At 59.4% G+C, this 17,061-nt stretch carries 9 protein-coding genes, 1 pseudogene and 1 CRISPR repeat array; of the genes and pseudogenes, 5 read left to right on the top strand and 5 right to left on the bottom strand.

Features of this window, described 5'->3' with window-relative positions; all coding sequences use genetic code 11:
* The first annotated feature begins 859 nt into the window (after positions 1-859).
* From cas9 to NWI01_RS13820, 4 genes are all read left to right on the top strand, one after another.
* Complete coding sequence (gene cas9 / locus NWI01_RS13835) at positions 860-4,312, top strand: type II CRISPR RNA-guided endonuclease Cas9 (RefSeq protein WP_141384447.1); 3,453 nt, start codon at positions 860-862, stop codon at positions 4,310-4,312.
* Positions 4,313-4,399: 87 nt separating this feature from the next.
* Positions 4,400-5,299 (top strand): type II CRISPR-associated endonuclease Cas1, encoded by a 900-nt coding sequence (cas1, locus tag NWI01_RS13830; RefSeq protein WP_141384445.1) that lies wholly within the window; start codon positions 4,400-4,402, stop codon positions 5,297-5,299.
* Between the two features lie 59 nt (positions 5,300-5,358).
* Positions 5,359-5,664, top strand: coding sequence for a CRISPR-associated endonuclease Cas2 (gene cas2 / locus NWI01_RS13825; protein ID WP_011314256.1), 306 nt, complete (start codon positions 5,359-5,361; stop codon positions 5,662-5,664).
* A 73-nt stretch (positions 5,665-5,737) separates the two neighbouring features.
* Positions 5,738-6,893: a CRISPR direct-repeat array (repeat unit 36 nt; unit sequence ATTCTAGCGGACTGGTGATTGAGGGCCAACCGCAAC).
* 342 nt (positions 6,894-7,235) lie between these two features.
* Complete coding sequence (locus NWI01_RS13820) at positions 7,236-7,913, top strand: FkbM family methyltransferase (protein WP_244613768.1); 678 nt, start codon at positions 7,236-7,238, stop codon at positions 7,911-7,913.
* Positions 7,914-8,266: 353 nt separating this feature from the next.
* On the opposite strand, the gene NWI01_RS13815 is transcribed toward NWI01_RS13820, so the two are convergent.
* Positions 8,267-9,061 (bottom strand): universal stress protein, encoded by a 795-nt coding sequence (locus tag NWI01_RS13815; protein ID WP_141384441.1) that lies wholly within the window; start codon positions 9,059-9,061, stop codon positions 8,267-8,269.
* A 324-nt stretch (positions 9,062-9,385) separates the two neighbouring features.
* On the opposite strand from NWI01_RS13815, the gene pabB reads away from it, so the two are divergent.
* Positions 9,386-11,503 carry an aminodeoxychorismate synthase component I gene (pabB, locus tag NWI01_RS13810; RefSeq protein WP_141384439.1) on the top strand — a complete coding sequence of 706 codons (2,118 nt, stop codon included), beginning with the start codon at positions 9,386-9,388 and terminating at the stop codon, positions 11,501-11,503.
* 90 nt (positions 11,504-11,593) lie between these two features.
* Here pabB and NWI01_RS19660 read toward each other — a convergent pair.
* From NWI01_RS19660 to NWI01_RS13790, 4 genes and pseudogenes are all read right to left on the bottom strand, one after another.
* Positions 11,594-11,756, bottom strand: a pseudogene (locus NWI01_RS19660) (molybdenum storage protein subunit alpha); the annotation flags it as partial.
* Positions 11,757-11,978: 222 nt separating this feature from the next.
* Entirely contained in the window at positions 11,979-12,200 is a 222-nt protein-coding gene (locus NWI01_RS13800; RefSeq protein WP_141384437.1) for a hypothetical protein, read from the bottom strand.
* 160 nt (positions 12,201-12,360) lie between these two features.
* Positions 12,361-15,207: a malto-oligosyltrehalose synthase gene (gene treY, locus NWI01_RS13795; protein ID WP_141384435.1), complete on the bottom strand. Its 2,847-nt coding sequence runs from the start codon at positions 15,205-15,207 to the stop codon at positions 12,361-12,363.
* 213 nt (positions 15,208-15,420) lie between these two features.
* Positions 15,421-16,938 (bottom strand): protein adenylyltransferase SelO, encoded by a 1,518-nt coding sequence (locus tag NWI01_RS13790; RefSeq protein ID WP_141384433.1) that lies wholly within the window; start codon positions 16,936-16,938, stop codon positions 15,421-15,423.
* Positions 16,939-17,061: the final 123 nt, after the last annotated feature.

Below are 17,061 nucleotides of genomic sequence, written 5' to 3'. Positions count from 1 at the left end.
TCGATGCCCTGTTCCCGCAGCTCGATCCGGTCTCTCATAACTACCCGATCCGCAGAGGCGCGGTCGGCGTCGGCTTCCACACCGATCCGGCAAGAGGACCATAGGCCCTCATGCCGCACGACAAGGCGCGAGACGGCCTTCGGATTATGCATCCGGATCCGTCTCGCGGTATTTGTAGAAGCTTCGCTTTCGTGCGTAAGCGCTCGGGTCCGCTTGGTGCTTGCAAGCAATCCTTACAGAGAAGGTCCGGGCCGATACAAAGCATTCCGTACGCGCGTAAATCAGCTATCGAAGACATCATGCTCCGCGTCATCTCGTTCAGTGAATGCTGAACGATGCAGACTCTAACAAGCGCACTGCCGGTATAGTCTCCGGGAGTTATCTCTGACGGAACGGTCACCACAAAATGGAAGGGGCACCCCGCAGGGTGCCCCATTTTGTGCATAAGCTTGTTAACGGGAGGCCCTCAATCACCAGTCCGCTAAAACCAGTAAGTCTGCCGTAACGCTATTACACCTTAAGACTGTGAAATATCACCCCTAACTTTGTCAAGAGGTGTGGCTACCAGAAACATCTGGTAGCCACACAGTCAATTCTTAGAATCGAAGCTTGAGATCAAAGCGAATCCAAAGCATACGAGGAAAGAATTTTCTTAGGTATCTTATCGTCATTGTAGCTTTCTCCGATCTTAACGGACTGGAGTAAGCCAACCGCAACTGTTTCAGTTGTCGTTGTAGCTATCACACTACAACGACCACACGCACACGCTGTGTGTATTGAATGGATTCGACTTGCGAGCAACCATCAATGTTAATAGAGGTTTGTTTTCCACATTTTGAGAGGCGTCGGCCATCTCGCTATGAAAAAGATTGAGATACCCGGAGTCTCGTCAGTTTTGTACCGCCTTGGCCTCGACCTCGGCTCCAACTCCCTCGGCTGGTTCGTCACGTATCTTGAGAAGCGCGGCGAACGGTATGAGCCCGTTGGGCTCGGTCCCGGCGGCGTCCGCATCTTTCCCGATGGCCGTGATCCGCAGTCCGGCATGTCCAACGCCGTCGATCGCCGGATGGCGCGCGGCGCGCGCAAGCGGCGCGACCGCTTCGTCGATCGTCGCAAAAAACTGATCGCAGCGCTCATCAAATACGGATTGCTTCCGAACGATACCCGCCCGCGCCAGGCGCTTGAAACCCTTGATCCCTATGCGCTGCGCAAGACGGCGCTGACAGATGCCCTGCCCGCGCATCATGTCGGTCGCGCGCTGTTTCACCTCAACCAGCGCCGCGGCTTTCAGTCGAACCGCAAGACCGACAGCAAGCAGAGCGAGGGCGGCGCCATCAAGCAGGCGGCGTCGAAACTCGATGCGGCGATGAAGGAAGCAAACGCCAGCACGCTCGGCGCATTCTTCGCTGACATGCACCTGCGCCAATCCTATGAAGAGCGGCAGAAAGCCATCCGCGCCGAACTCGTACGGCTCGGCAAGGACCATCTCACCGGCAACGCCCGCAAGAAGATCTGGGCCAGGGTCCGCAAGCGCCTGTTCGGCAACGAGGTGCTGCCCCAGGGAGATGCGCCGGATGGCGTCCGTGCCCGCGCCCACATCTCAGGCGCCAAGGCGAGCTACGATTTCTATCCCACCCGCGCGATGCTGCTGGATGAATTCAACGCCATCTGGACGGCACAGCGCGCGCATCATGCGGCGATGACGGATGATGCGAGGGCGGAGATCGCGCACATCATCTTCTTCCAGCGTCCTCTTAAACCCGCGATCGTCGGCAAATGCACGCTCGATCCCGCGACGCGTCCTTTCAAGGAAGATCCGGAAGGCTATCGCGCGCCATGGTCGCATCCGCTGGCGCAGCGGTTTCGTATTCTCTCGGAGGCGCGCAACCTTGAGATTCGGGAAACCGGCAAGGGATCGCGCAAGCTCACCAAGGAGCAAAGCGACCTCGTCGTCGCCGCGTTGCTGGCCAACAAGGAAGTAAAATTCGACAAGCTGCGCACGCTGCTCAAGCTGCCTGCGGAAGCGAAGTTCAATCTCGAATCCGACCGGCGCGCGGCGCTCGACGGCGACCAGACCGCAGCCAGGTTGTCGGACAAAAAAGGGTTCGGCAAGGCGTGGCGCGGCTTCCCGCTGGAGCGGCAGATCGCAATCGTGGCGAAGCTTGAAGAAACCGAAGACGAAAACGAACTGATCGCATGGCTCGCAAGCGAATGCGCGCTCGATGGCGCGGCCGCGGCGCGCGTCGCCAACACGACGCTGCCGGACGGCCACTGCCGGCTCGGGCTGCGTGCGATCCGGAATATTCTGCCCATCATGCAGAACGAAGCAGATGATGATGAAGTGTCGGGCGCGGGCTATCATATCGCGGCTCAACGCGCCGGCTACGACCATGCAAAGCTACCGACCGGAGAACAGCTCGACCGCCTGCCGTATTACGGCCAGTGGCTACAGGACGCCGTGGTCGGCAGCGGCGACGCGCGGGATCAGAAGGAGAAACAATACGGCCAGTTTCCGAATCCGACAGTACATATCGGGCTGGGGCAATTGCGCCGCATCGTCAATGAGCTGATCGACAAGTATGGTCCGCCTGCCGAAATTTCGATCGAATTCACCCGCGCACTGAAGCTGTCCGAACAGCAAAAGACGGAGAAGCAGCGCGAGCAACGCAGGAACCAGGAGAAAAACAAAGCGCGCGCTGAGGAGCTGGCCAAGTTCGGGCATCCCGCAAATCCGCGCAACCTGCTTAAAATGCGGCTGTGGGAAGAACTCGCGCATGATCCTCTCGATCGCAAATGCGTTTACACGGGCGAGCAGATCAGCATCGAACGGCTCCTGTCCGATGAGGTCGACATCGACCACATCCTTCCGGTCGCGATGACGCTGGATGACAGCGCGGCCAACAAGATCATCTGCATGCGTTACGCCAACCGCCACAAGCGCAAGATGACCCCGTTCGAGGCGTTCGGATCGAGCCCGACCATTCAGGGCCATCGCTACAATTGGGACGACATCGCGGCCCGCGCCGCCGGTCTGCCGCGCAACAAGCGCTGGCGATTCGACGCCGACGCCCGTGGGGAATTCGACAAGCGCGGAGGCTTTCTCGCGCGGCAGCTCAACGAAACGGGCTGGCTGGCGCGGCTTGCGAAACAGTATCTCGGCGCTGTGACCGATCCGAACCGGATCTGGGTGGTGCCCGGCCGCCTCACCGGTATGCTGCGCGGCAAGTGGAGTCTCAATGCACTGCTGCCGGATCACAACTATGCCGGCGTGCAGGGTAAAGCAGAGGAATTCCTTGCGTCCACCGACGACATGGAGTTCTCCGGCGTCAAGAACCGCGCCGATCACCGCCATCACGCCATCGACGGCCTGGTCGTTGCGCTGACGGATCGCTCACTGCTCTGGAAGATGGCTAACGCCTATGACGAGGAACGAGAGAAATTCATCATCGATCCGCCATGGCCGACCATGCGCGACGATCTCAAGACGTCGCTCGACAAAATGGTGGTCTCGCACAAGCCTGATCACGGCATCGAAGGCAAGCTGCACGAAGACAGCGCCTACGGCTTCGTCAAGCCATTGGACATCACGGGCCAGACAGAAGAAGAGGACGGAAACCTTGTTTATCGCAAGGCGATCGAAGGGCTGAATGAGAACGAGGTCGATCGCATCCGCGATCGTCGCCTGCGCAGAATCGTGCGCGAGCATGTTGATGCCGAAAAGAAAAAGGGCGTGGCGCTGGCTGACGCGCTTCGACAGTTGAAAGAACCGTCCGATTCGTATCCGCAACTCAAGCATGGCTTGCGGCACATCCGAATTCTCAAGAAGGAGAAGGCGGATTACCTCGTTCCGATTACCAACCAAACCACCGGCGCCGTATACAAGGCATACAGTGCGGGCGAGAATTTCTGTGTGGAAGTTTTCGAGACGGCCGACGGTAAATGGAACGGCGAGGCGGTGCGTCGTTTCGATGCCAACAAGAAGAACGCCGGCCCAAGGATAGCGCATGCGGTGCAATGGCGTAACGCCGAAGGCGCGAAGCTGGTGATGCGAATCCATAAGGGGGATCTGATCAGGCTCGATCATGACGGCCGAACCCGGATCATGGTTGTCCATCGGCTCGATGCGTCAGCAGCACGTTTCAAGCTCGCCGAGCACAACGAAACCGGCAATCTCGACAAGCGTCATGCAACCGACAACGAGATCGATCCCTTCCGCTGGCTGATGGCCTCCTACAATACGCTGAAGAAGCTGAATGCCGTGCCGGTGCGCGTTGACGAACTCGGGCGGGTATGGCGCATCGTGCCGAATTAACCTTGTCTTAACACACGTGTTGCGAGCATTCGTAGCACCGCCTCATAATCCTGCGACGCGAAGGCTCGCCCGCAGGAGGTTCACCACATGGTGGGACGCGTAGTGGAAGTCGCCGGCGACGGTCGGCATCTCGCGACCGAACGCGGCTTCATGATCGTGTCCGAGAAGGCCGGCGAAATTGGACGGGTGCCTCTCGATGACGTCGCGGCGGTGATCGCGAACGCGCATGGCCTGACCTACTCGAACAACCTGCTTGTCAATCTGGCGGCTCGCGGCGTGCCGGTGGTTCTTTGCGGAGCCAATCACCGTCCCGCAGCCGTGGTGTGGCCGGTCGACGGCCATCATGCACAGGCCGGCCGCATGAACGATCAAGCCAATGCGTCGGCGCCGCTGAAAAAGCGACTCTGGCAGCAGATCGTTCAGGCCAAGATCCTTGCACAAGGCGCCACGCTTGCCGCGGTTGGAGCAGAGGCTGGAGGATTCAGGCTGCTGGCCCGCAAGGTGCGGACCGGCGATCCGGACAATGTCGAAGCCGAAGCGGCGCGGCGCTATTGGCGGCTTCTGCTCGGATCTGACTTTCGACGCGATCAGGACGGCGGCGGCATCAATGGCCTGCTCAACTATGGCTACGCGGTGCTGCGCGCCGCCACCGCGCGCGCTGTCATGGCTGCGGGCCTTCATCCCAGCCTTGGACTGAAACACTCGAACCGAGGCAATGCGCTTGTCCTGGTCGATGACCTGATGGAGCCGTTCCGTCCGGTGGTGGACCGCGAAGTCCATCGACTTAAGATCGAGGGAGTCGTCGATGTCACAACCGATGCCAAGGCGGCGCTGGCTCGCACGATGGTCATCGACCTCCCCACGAGCGAGGGATTGAGCCCGATGATGGTTTGCCTCGAGCGCCTGACAAGTTCACTGGCGAAAGCCTACGCCGGCGAAGCCAATCAACTGACCTTACCGCAGCCGGGTCTGCCTCTGGGCTTTTGAACATGGCGGGCGCCCCGACCCGATCGAGATCACCGCCGGCACTTTCGGGATATCGGATCATGTGGCTTGTCGTCCTGTTCGACCTGCCGGTCGGCACCAAGAAAGAACGAAAAGCGGCCAGCGGCTTTCGACTGAAGCTTCTCGATCTGGGCTTCGAGATGAGCCAGTTTTCTGTATATTTGCGATTCTGCGCGGGCAAGGAACAGGCTGCGGCTTACGAACGCAAGATCGAGCAGTTCATGCCGGCGTCCGGAAAGATCCACATTATGGCGATCACCGATAAGCAGTACGAAAACATCCGGACCTATCGCGGAAGGAAACGCGAACGGAGCCCGGAAAATCCGAATCAGTTCGTTCTGTTCTGAGGGAATTCACGTTGATCGCCCCTCCCCGCAGCAAGGAAAAAGGCCCTGTTTCCAAGACCTTGATCCGACTTGGATTCTAGCGGACTGGTGATTGAGGGCCAACCGCAACCCAAAACGTCGTTGACGCGTCTGTTCTGTTATTCTAGCGGACTGGTGATTGAGGGCCAACCGCAACCTGAATCAGTTTGACGACACTCATGCTCGAATTCTAGCGGACTGGTGATTGAGGGCCAACCGCAACAGAAACGGTCAGGGTTCAAAGGGTGGCGTAATTCTAGCGGACTGGTGATTGAGGGCCAACCGCAACCACGCCCTTGCGCACCCGGTGGATCGCGTCATTCTAGCGGACTGGTGATTGAGGGCCAACCGCAACGCCGGCCATCTTTCCGAAGCCGACGCCGAGATTCTAGCGGACTGGTGATTGAGGGCCAACCGCAACCACCGGTATGTCCGGAAAGATTGGAATGGATTCTAGCGGACTGGTGATTGAGGGCCAACCGCAACAATTGCTCAATGGGTAAGGCGTGAAGCTGGATTCTAGCGGACTGGTGATTGAGGGCCAACCGCAACGTCGCCGTAGTAAACCTTGTAGTCGAGCGAATTCTAGCGGACTGGTGATTGAGGGCCAACCGCAACCCACAACCTCCCCGAGTAAAGCCAGCATAAATTCTAGCGGACTGGTGATTGAGGGCCAACCGCAACTCGCGCACCCGCCGAGCACGGCAACCGCGGATTCTAGCGGACTGGTGATTGAGGGCCAACCGCAACAAAGCTCCATATAAAAAGCCCCCGCAGCTTATTCTAGCGGACTGGTGATTGAGGGCCAACCGCAACGATCCGAAGAAGCGGCTGATTTCGGCGCTGATTCTAGCGGACTGGTGATTGAGGGCCAACCGCAACCACCGGTATGTCCGGAAAGATTGGAATGGATTCTAGCGGACTGGTGATTGAGGGCCAACCGCAACAATTGCTCAATGGGTAAGGCGTGAAGCTGGATTCTAGCGGACTGGTGATTGAGGGCCAACCGCAACACACGCTCACCGAGGCTACGTCGCGCGAGAATTCTAGCGGACTGGTGATTGAGGGCCAACCGCAACCCAGCGGCTTTCAACGTTGTTGCGACTTGAATTCTAGCGGACTGGTGATTGAGGGCCAACCGCAACGGGCACACACACCGCCTCGGCTGGCCGGGAATTCTAGCGGACTGGTGATTGAGGGCCAACCGCAACATATTTTGACCAGACATGGCATTGCCTAGGATTCTAGCGGACTGGTGATGAGGGCCAACCGCAACCATCAAGCTACTCGATGACGAGTGCCTTGGCCGCTTCGATCTTGTCCAGCCTGTACGTGATCGGCGAACCGTAGCATCTTCTGACCACTCCGGGTTGCCTGTCGACACTCGATGCAACGTTGGGTAATTAACGTGTGTCGGATGAAACCGAGGCTGCGAACCGCTTAGGGATACACCAGTGGCACCCACGCAATTCTCAACCTATTACTCTGCCCTGCGGTTCCTGGTGCGGTGCCTGCGATATCGTTACCGGACAGAAAAACTTCAGATCCGAACGATGATGCGACTCGATCTACGCGGCGCCACCGTTCTGGATATCGGGGCCAACAAGGGTATTTATTGCTTCTGGATGTCCCGTGCAGTAGGCAAGCTTGGCCGGGTGATCGCATTCGAGCCCCAGCCAGAAATGAACGTAGCGATCAGCCAACTCAAGTCGATCTTCAAATGGTGTAACATGACGGTGCTCAACGTTGCGCTTTCCAGCGTCGACGGAGTGGCGAGTCTTGCGCGCCAGAAGGTGGGAGACGGCAGCGCCTCCCTGCAAACCTCACGTCGAAACCTCACCGACGAAATTCTGATGGTCGTCACTACAAAGTTGGACACCATCAACATGGATTTCAGTAATCTCAAATTCATCAAGTGCGACGTCGAGGGACACGAGCACGACGTATTCTGCGGTGCAGAGCAAACCATCCGCCGCTATCGGCCGGTAGTTCAGTTCGAAGCCACGCCAGAAGAAGCGCAAGGCGTTTTCGATTTCTTTATCGGGCTCGGGTATTCCGGTGTCATGATCATAGGCGACCGATATTTGAACTATTCAAGCCGCAAAGCACATTACAAATTTGGCGTAGGCGGCCATCGCGATTTTCTATTCTTCCCGCCAGAGGCGATCGGCACGACGATCGGACCAAACATCTATAACCAGTTTCCGGAAGAGGCATCTCGTCGTGGGTGAAGATCAGTTCGTTGGCTTGGCAGTCGTTGCCATTGGTGTTCTGCTCGGATGCCTCTTCGGGTATGATCTCTCAAAGAGATAACAACCACCATCCCGTAAGGACCACTCGTAAACCTCGTAGCAGAATCCGACCGTTGATTATACGTGTCGATCACTGTCATGACTCGCGTGATGCGGGTAAAAAGTGACGAATCTCGAATTCAACGGCAGCAATCTGGGAGCGTCGCTCAAGTCTCTGTTGATGAACGACGAAACCCAGCCTGGCGCGCCAGCCAGGATCTGGCGCGCACTCTAGCGGACCGGTGATTGAAGGCGTTCTAGCGCAATGGTCCTTTCAGCACCGCCATCCCACTTCAATGCGACATGAAAACGGGAACGGTCATCGCCGAGAGCATTCCGCGCGTCGCTCCGCCGAATACAAATTCACGCAGGCGAGAGTGTCCATAGCCGCCCATGACAAGCAAACTCGTCGGACTGCCCGCAACATGCGATAGAATTGCATTCGCGATGTCCATATCAGCCGCTGGTATCGTCTCCACCACTACCTTGATATCATGTCGAGCGAGATGCCGGCCGATCTCAATTCCTTTAACCTGCTCATTCGCAGTTGTCTCATCTTCAACAATGAGCAACTCCACAGCGTTGGCTTTTTTCAGAAACGGCAACGCATCATTAATGGCGCGCGCAGCAGTGCGGCTTCCATCCCAACAGCACACGACTTTTTCGAGCTTCAGAGTTTCCCGCTGAGTGCTGGGAACGATAATGAGCGGCCGTCCGGAATCAAACAGCGTCGTTTCGATAAGGATGCTGTTGCTGATGCCCTTATGATCATCGGACTGCATGACGATGCTGAGATCAGAACACCGCGCCATTTCCGAGAATGTCTTCGGTGTTCCTGAAACAAGACGCGATTCAGCTGAGAGAGCGCCGCGCTTCGTCGCCAGTTCAAAACGCTCAATTGCGCCACGCGCTTCCACCTCACTCTCGGCAAAGAGATCGCCGAGAGCATCCGCGGGAATGTTCGCCTCGAAGTTAAATATAAGCGCCGTCAAGTGGGCGGAAAAAGCTTCGGCTATCGAAACAGAAAAATCACGGGCGATATCCCGCGAGGGGTCGCGCTCCAGATGAAGAATGATGTCTTTAAGCATATAATATCCTCCTCAATCTGACATCCGCCGCAGCAATATGATATCGAAAATCAAGGCGATCTCAAAGCTCGAAACCTACCAGCGTTCCAGTGCGCGTGGCGTTCTTTCGTGCCTGATCGATCATCCCGAAACGAAACAATGGTTCATTGCCAGAATGGAAGCGCTGTATACGCCACATGTGAGGCTATCAGGAGCCTCGCCGTCTATGGCGAATGCGAGACTTCGCGGATAAATGTTCGTACTTAACTCTTCCTGCGATCACTTCCGATCGATCAATTCCCGCCAACCCGTCCGGCGGGAACCAGTGCATGCCGAGGTCGTGTGGTGAGGACGCTGATAATCGACAACTACGATTCATTCACCTACAACTTGGTGCACTTGATCGCAGATATAAACCAGGAAGATCCCCTGGTCGTCCGCAACGATGCGGTGACATGGGACGAACTCTCCGGAAAACGATTCGATAATATCGTTATCTCGCCGGGCCCGGGGCGACCCGACCGGGAGGCCGATTTCGGCTTATCGAAGGCTGCGATCGAATCGGCCACTGTTCCCTTGCTTGGCGTCTGTTTGGGACATCAGGGTCTCGCCCTCGCGGCAGGCGCGTCGTTGGCGCGGGCTCCCTCGCTCATTCACGGACATACATCCCAAATCCAGCATCAGGGGTCTGGCCTTTTCTCCGGCATGCCGCCCTCGTTCAACGCTGCCCGCTATCACTCCTTCGTAGTCCAGCGTCCCCTTCCCTCCACTCTTGAGGAAATTGCCTGGACCGAGGATGGCCTCATCATGGGCATCGCCCGTCACGGACGGCCGCAATGGGGTGTTCAATTTCATCCGGAATCATTCCTCACCGAAGACGGCAAAGTCCTGCTACAAAACTTTCGCGACCTTTCGTTGCGTTTCACGGCTAGAACCTCAACGCCGCCGCCACCACGGACGAACAAGCGGCGCGCCATGCCGCCTGTCGCGACGGCCCGCAAAGCATTCTGGCTCGAAATCCCGCGCGCGATCGACACCGAGGCGGTGTTCTGTTCACTCTTTGCCGACCAGCCTTTCGCCTTCTGGCTCGACAGCAATCTTGCCGGATCCCCGCTGTCGCAATGGTCATACATAGGAGACGCATCAGGACCCCATGCGGCGACGGTGCAGTATCGCAGCATCGACCGGCAGATCATTATCGAGGATGCTCGTGGCCGCCGGACAGAGAACGCCGATATATTCGAGTACCTTCAAAGGGAGCAGCCAGGCCGGCCGCAATCGGCGCCGCCCTGTCCTTTTGCCGGCGGTCATGTCGGATGGTTTGGTTACGAGCTGCGACATGATTGCGGCTCGCCGACCACGCGGCGGGCTGCAACACCCGGCGCCTTATGGATCCGCCCGGACAGGTTCATCGCCGTCAATCATCGTGATGGGAAAACCTACGTATGCGCGATCGACAGTCCCGAGGAAGCCGGCCGCGCGCAAGACTGGATTCGCTCCACGCTCGAGCGGATCGAATCGGCTAGCCGCCCGCCGCTGAATTCTCCCGACGTGGTTGACCCACATCCGCTCGCGTTCCTCATGAAGGATGGACGAGCGGACTATCATTCCAAGGTCGCCCGTTGTCTCGACCTGATCGCGCAAGGAGAAACTTATCAGGTCTGTTTGACCAGCGAGCTGTCCTGCCCCGCCACGGTCGAGCCCCTGCGGGTGTACCGCGCAATGCGAAGCGTCAATCCCGCCCCGTTTGCTGCTTTTCTCAAATGGCCCGGCGGAGCCATCCTCAGCGCCTCGCCGGAGCGATTCCTTGCAGTCGATACCGAGGGCAACATCGAAGCAAAGCCGATCAAAGGAACGATCCGGCGCGCCACCGATCCGGTGGAGGACAAGAAACTGGCCGAAATGCTGCGGGCTGGCCGAAAGAACCGGGCCGAGAATGGAATGATCGTCGACCTCCTGCGTCACGATCTATCACGCTGTTGCGAGACCGGAACCGTATCGGTCTCGCGCCTGTTCGAGGTCGAAACGTATCAGACCGTCCACCAGCTCGTGAGCACGATACGCGGCGTTCTGAAGCCGGAGCATACGCTCATTGATGTGCTGCGCGGCGGCGCGTTTCCGGGCGGATCAATGACGGGAGCGCCGAAATTCCGCACTGTGGAGCTTATCGATCAGTTGGAGCAGCGCGCCCGGGGCATCTATTCCGGCTCGCTTGGCTGGCTGGGCGATGACGGCGCCGCCGATCTGAGTATCGTGATCCGGTCCATCGTACTGGCTGATGGGCGGTTCTCCATCGGCGTGGGAGGCGGCGTGGTCGCGGAATCCACGCCCGAGGGAGAATTTGAAGAGATGCTCTTGAAGGCCGAGGCTTCGATCAAATCGATCGTCCTCGCCACCCTGGGAAGCTTCAGCGAAAATCAATATCGCCTGGTGGAATCCGGCGATCGCATGGCTCAAGGCTGAGCCATTTCCGAGACTCACATGCGTGAACGGCTCCCCCACGATCGACGACCGGGGAGCCGGCCGGGTTATCCATTATAGCCAGAGCCGGACTCAGCCCTGATGTGCGCCGGTATGAATGATCGTTCCGACGTGCTCGCCGCGTAGCGCGGCGGCCAGCCGTCCCGGCACAAGCCCGTCACGACCTGCACACGCTCGATGTGGCGAGCCGTCGCCATCACCTCGACCAGGCGGTATCGACCGGCAACGTGCCCTTGAACTGGCTCGCGTGAAGAGAAGGCGTCAAAATATGGAGATTCTAGAACTACTTTAATAAACCGATCCGCAACGCACCCATAAAGGCGGGAGATCGATAAGCGAGCGGCTTGCGAAGACAACATGCCGATGTGCTCTCAGCCATCGGCATGCCATCCGCTGTCAAGCGATCCTGACGCTCGACGAACGAACGCCCATGACGTTCGCGATCAGTATCTTTGGATCAGTTCACGGAACCAAAAGGCAGGATGGAAACGGTTTCGCCCTCGTCGTTAAGAATGGTGATGCACATCCCGTTATCAGGGAGGTCGGGCGTGTCACCCAGCATCTCGCGAGCCAGGAGATTTCCGTACATCACGGCCTCCTCGTGGTTCTGCAGGGGGACCTTGATGGGTTTCGATTTGCGCTCGGCCAGATCTGTGATGAAGTAGCTGAAAATAGGCATGATAAGCGAATACCGCCTGGGTTCGTTGTTGTTGAAGAAAACGATGGAGTTCACAACGGACAAGAAAGGAGAGCCGCTGTCGCGGCGCCTTCCATTCAAGACTGATAGGGCTGATGTCTATTCGTGGGGATATCTCGACTTCTACTATTGCAATGATTTCTTAGACTATCACGGGCTCCGCCGCCAGAGCCTTTCCGCTTCTGGTGGAATCTGAAGCGGAAGGCGTAAGCAGCGCGACCGGGAGGCTGGCGAACAGGTCGCGAGCGAGAAGCGATCCTTGCGAGAGTGTGAGTTCACGTCCGCTGAACAGTTCGGTCCATTGTTGCGGAGCGGCTTCGGATGGCAGAGCGAGGGTGCAGTCGTCCCATGCGTCTGCTTGATGCCTACGGGACGGGTACAAAGCTACCGCGGTCACCAGCGCGCTATGTTCGCCCGCGCGCATGAACGCACAGAGGCGATCGGCCTGCGGCCCTGTGGCGTGGAGCGCTTCATAGGAGCCATTCATGAAGAGGTCGGGTTCGCGTCGGCGTAGCGCCAAGGTCTCGGCAATGAGGCGGAGTTTCAAACGGCCGTCACGCCAGTCTCCCAGAAGCTCCGGAAGATCGCCCTCGCCGGACTCCAGGGATGCCAGCGCTGTTCTCCGGATGTCGTAATCGACCGGGCGACGATTATCCGGATCGACCATGCTGAAATCCCAGAGCTCCGCGCCCTGATAGACATCCGGCACGCCGGGCGCCGTGAGCTTCAGCACCACCTGAATGAGGCTGTTCAGAGCGCCAAGGGTGGCCACGCGCTGCTGAAATGCAGAAAAAGACTCCAGGAAGGGATTGGTGCGCGAGGTGTCCAGCGCATAGCGAATGAACTCCAGCACGGCGTCTTCGTATGCGGCGTCTGGCGCGGCCCAGGTCGTGTGGACCTTGGCTTCGCGCAAGGCTTTCGTCATCGCGCCTTCGATCCGCTGGCGAAAGGCGTCCACCTCCTCCGGATCAAGCTGGCCCGCCGAGAGTTGGGCCGGCCATGCCCCGAGCAGGAGCTGGTAGAACGCATACTCGTCATTACGGTCGGGCGGCGCGACCTCCCCGGCTCCTGCGTTGCGCGCCCGCAGCATCCGGCTCCAGAGCGCAACGTGCTGGGCCCAGTCGTCCGGCATCTCCGACAGCACCGCCATACGCGCCCGCGTATCCTCGCCACGCTTGGTGTCGTGCGTGGCGGTGCTCAGCATGGCATGCGGCGTTCGTTTCGCCCGCTGCGCATTGGCATGATGGAAAGCGGATACGCTTACGCTGAACTGGTCGGGGTGACCGCCGACCTCATTCAGCGCCAGCATCCGGTTGTAGCGATAGAAGGCGGTATCCTCGAGGCCCTTGGCCATCACGGGGCCGCTGTATTGCTGCGCGCGCATCGCGACACGGACCACCTCCACGCGGCTGAAGCCGCTGCGTGGCCCGGCGACGAGATCGCAGGTCAGGAGTTGATGGAGGAAGTCGAAAACGCTGGGGTCCAGGGCGGCGCCATTGCGGCGGGCCTGCGCCAGCGCCCAATCGATGTCGCGACGGTCGGCAGGGGTGGGCGCGCTGCGTCCGTCAACATAGGTGCGGTAGACGGGGAAGACCGCGATGATTTCCTTCAGCGCCCGCTGCAGGACGTTGTTGGTGAAGTCGGCGGTCCGCGGATTCGAGCGCGCCACTCTGGCTGCTTCCCTCGCCAGCACGTTCAGTTCGCTCGCCATCTCGTTCTCCATGATCCGCATTTTCGAATCGCGGACGATGACGCTGAACGATGCTTGTTCACCGGTGAAATCGGCATAGAGGCGGGTGAGATTCTCCTGACCCGCGGGGTCGTTCAGAAGACCGGTCACAAGGTTCGTGAATTCGTAGCCGGTCATCCCCTCGACATCCCAGTCATCGCGCAGGTTTTCATGCGAGGCGAGGATCTTCTCGACAACGAGATAAAATGGACGCGGCGCCTTCTCCCGCAAGCGTGAAAAGTATCCCTTCGGATCGAGAAGTCCGTCGACGTGGTCCAGCCGGATTCCGTCGAGCACGCCCTGCTCGAGCAACCGGAACACCAGCGAATGCGCGTGGTCGAAAAGCTGGGGAAGCTCCATCCGGATCCCGGCCAGATCATTGATGTTGAAGAAACGCCGGTAGTTGATGTCGTCGGCCGCGACGCGGAAGTGGGCCGCGCGCCAGTGCTGGTCGCGGATCAGCGCGTCAAGATTCGACCAGCTTTGCAGGTCGCCGGTCTCGCCGTTGAAACGGTCCACCGCGACCTCGATCGCGACCGCCAGATCGGGATTGTCCCGAACGGACTCGGCCAGTTCCAGTTTGAGATCGGCAGCCCGGCGGTCGATATGCGGCCGCCATGTCGAGAGATGCGCGAACGCGTCGCCGAGGCGCTCCAGGTCCGGATGACGATCACCGAGAACCCGTTCGTAATGAAGCGGGCAAATGGGAAGCTTGTGGGTTTCATATGCCCACACAGCGAGTGAGCCGGCTTCGGCATCGAACCTCAGGCGGAGCGCGCCCGACTGCAACTCGGCGCCGTATTGATCGCCCAGAAACGGCACAAGCAGCTTGCCTTGCAGGTAGCGGCGATCCGACTCCCAGTCGATATCGAACCAGCCCGCGAATTGCGAATCCGGTCCCCATTCAAGCACGTCCAGCCACCACGGGTTGTCCGCGCCGCCCACTCCCATATGGTTCGGGACGAAATCAAGGATCTGGCCGAGACCGTTCGTCCGGAACGCGGCAACCATCCGCTCGAAGGCTGCGGTGTCGCCCAACTCCGGATTCAGCTCGGTGTGGCTGACGATGTCGTAGCCATGGGTGCTACCGGGGCGGGCCCGCAGATAGGGCGAGCAATAAACATGGCTTATTCCCAGCCTGGCGAGATAAGGCGCAAGCGCCGCCGCCTGCTCGAATCCGAAATCCTTGTTGAGCTGCAACCGGTAGGTGGCGCGCGGGATCGGCTTGCGGTCAGGCTGGTCCCGTCGATCAAGGGTCATCCGGTATGTCCGCCGCCGATTGATGTTATGACAAAGAGGTCGCCGGTACGTAGACTCGATCTACGAACGTTGCGGTTCGGTGGGAGAAAGCCTCTTTCAACTTTCGAACGTTGCAAGGGTTCCCGCGCAAGGCCCGGCTCGTCGCGCCGTACCTGACTTAAGCAAGTTGCGCCGACAGGAATTGAGACGCGATCCCTGCGCGAGGCCCGCCCGCTATGTCCCGCAGAAAGTCTGCCGAACTTCCTCTTCCGGCCGGGGCGGCTTCGCATAGTCGGCAAACTTCGGCTGGTCATCGAAGGGATGCGCCAGCACTTCGACGAGCTCGTGGAACGTCTCGAAACGTCCCGCTTCCGCGTCGCGAATGGCGGCCTCGATGCGATGGTTGCGCGGAATGAACATCGGATTGACGGAAAGCATGTCGGTGCGCCTCATCTCGGCCGGCTGTTCTTCAAGCGACAGGCGCTGCCGCCACCGTCCGGCCCATTCGTCGAAAGCGGAAGGGTTTGCGAACAGCCCCCTCACCTCCGCATCCCCTTTCGCATCGGCGGCGGCCCCGCACAAAGCGCGGAAAGTCAACGTAAAGTCCGCTCCATTCTCCGCCATCCGGGCCAGGAGATCAGACGCGAGTTCGAGATCGCCCTCCACCTCGCGGACAAGGCCAAGCTTCCGGCGCATGCCTGCGAGATACGCGGCATTGAAGTGATCATCGAAGGCGGCGATCGAGGCATTCGCGCATTCAATCGCCTTGGCGCCGCCATCCGCTATCAACGGCAGCAAGGCCTCGGCGAACCGCGCCAGATTCCATGCCACGGCGGCGGGCTGGTTTTCAAACGCATAGCGTCCGAACTGATCGATCGAACTGAAAACCTTGTCAGGCCGATAGGCGTCGATGAACGCGCACGGCCCGTAATCGATCGTCTCGCCCGCGATCGCGGTGTTGTCGGTGTTCAGAACGCCGTGGATGAATCCGATAAGCATCCATCGTGCCGACAGCCGGGCCAGCGCTGCGACGACTACGTCGAAGAAAGCCAGATAAGGATCCCCGGCCGAGCGTACATCCGGGTAGTGCCGGGCGATGGCATAATCGGCCAGAGCGCGAAGGTTTTCGACGTCGCCACGCGCGGCGAAATACTGAAACGTGCCGACACGCAAGTGGCTCGACGCAACGCGGGTCAGGATTCCGCCGGGCAGTACGCGTTCACGCATGACCTGTTCGCCGGTCAGCAGCACGGCGAGCGAGCGTGTCGTCGGAATGCCGAGCGCGGCCATGGCCTCGCTGACGATGTATTCGCGGATGACGGGACCAAGCGCAGCGCGGCCATCGCCGCGCCGGGAGAACCGGGTCTGGCCAGAGCCTTTGAGCTGAATGTCGAATCTTTTGCCCGCAGCGTCCACGACCTCACCGAGCAGGACGGCCCGGCCGTCGCCGAGCTGGGGCACGAAGCTTCCGAACTGGTGCCCCGCGTAAGCCTGCGCGATGGGGTCGGATCCAGGCGCGATCTCGTTGCCGGACAGAACAGCGACACCCTCCGGGCTCTTGAGGAACGCCGAATCGATGCGCAGTTGCCGAGCCAGCGCGTCATTGACGCGCAGGAGCTTCGGCGCCGCCACCGCCGCCGGTTTCACGCGCTCAAAAAACGCCTCGGGCATCCGCGCATAGGTGTTGTCGAACGGAATGGGCGCGGCCGCATCCGCGGGCGTGACACACGACTTCTCTGCAAGCTGGCTCATGCGCTTAAAGTCGTTCCTCCGTTCCGAAAAAGCAAGGTTGAGCGCTGAACCTCTTCAACGGCCGCGTGGACCGATTGCAGGTGGATCGGCTGCTGGACATCATGATACGCGAACATTAGGCTT

The organism is Nitrobacter winogradskyi (assembly GCF_006539545.1).
GTDB classification, from domain to species: Bacteria; Pseudomonadota; Alphaproteobacteria; order Rhizobiales; family Xanthobacteraceae; genus Nitrobacter; species Nitrobacter winogradskyi_A.
This window is presented reverse-complemented; position numbering and strand designations above follow the sequence as displayed.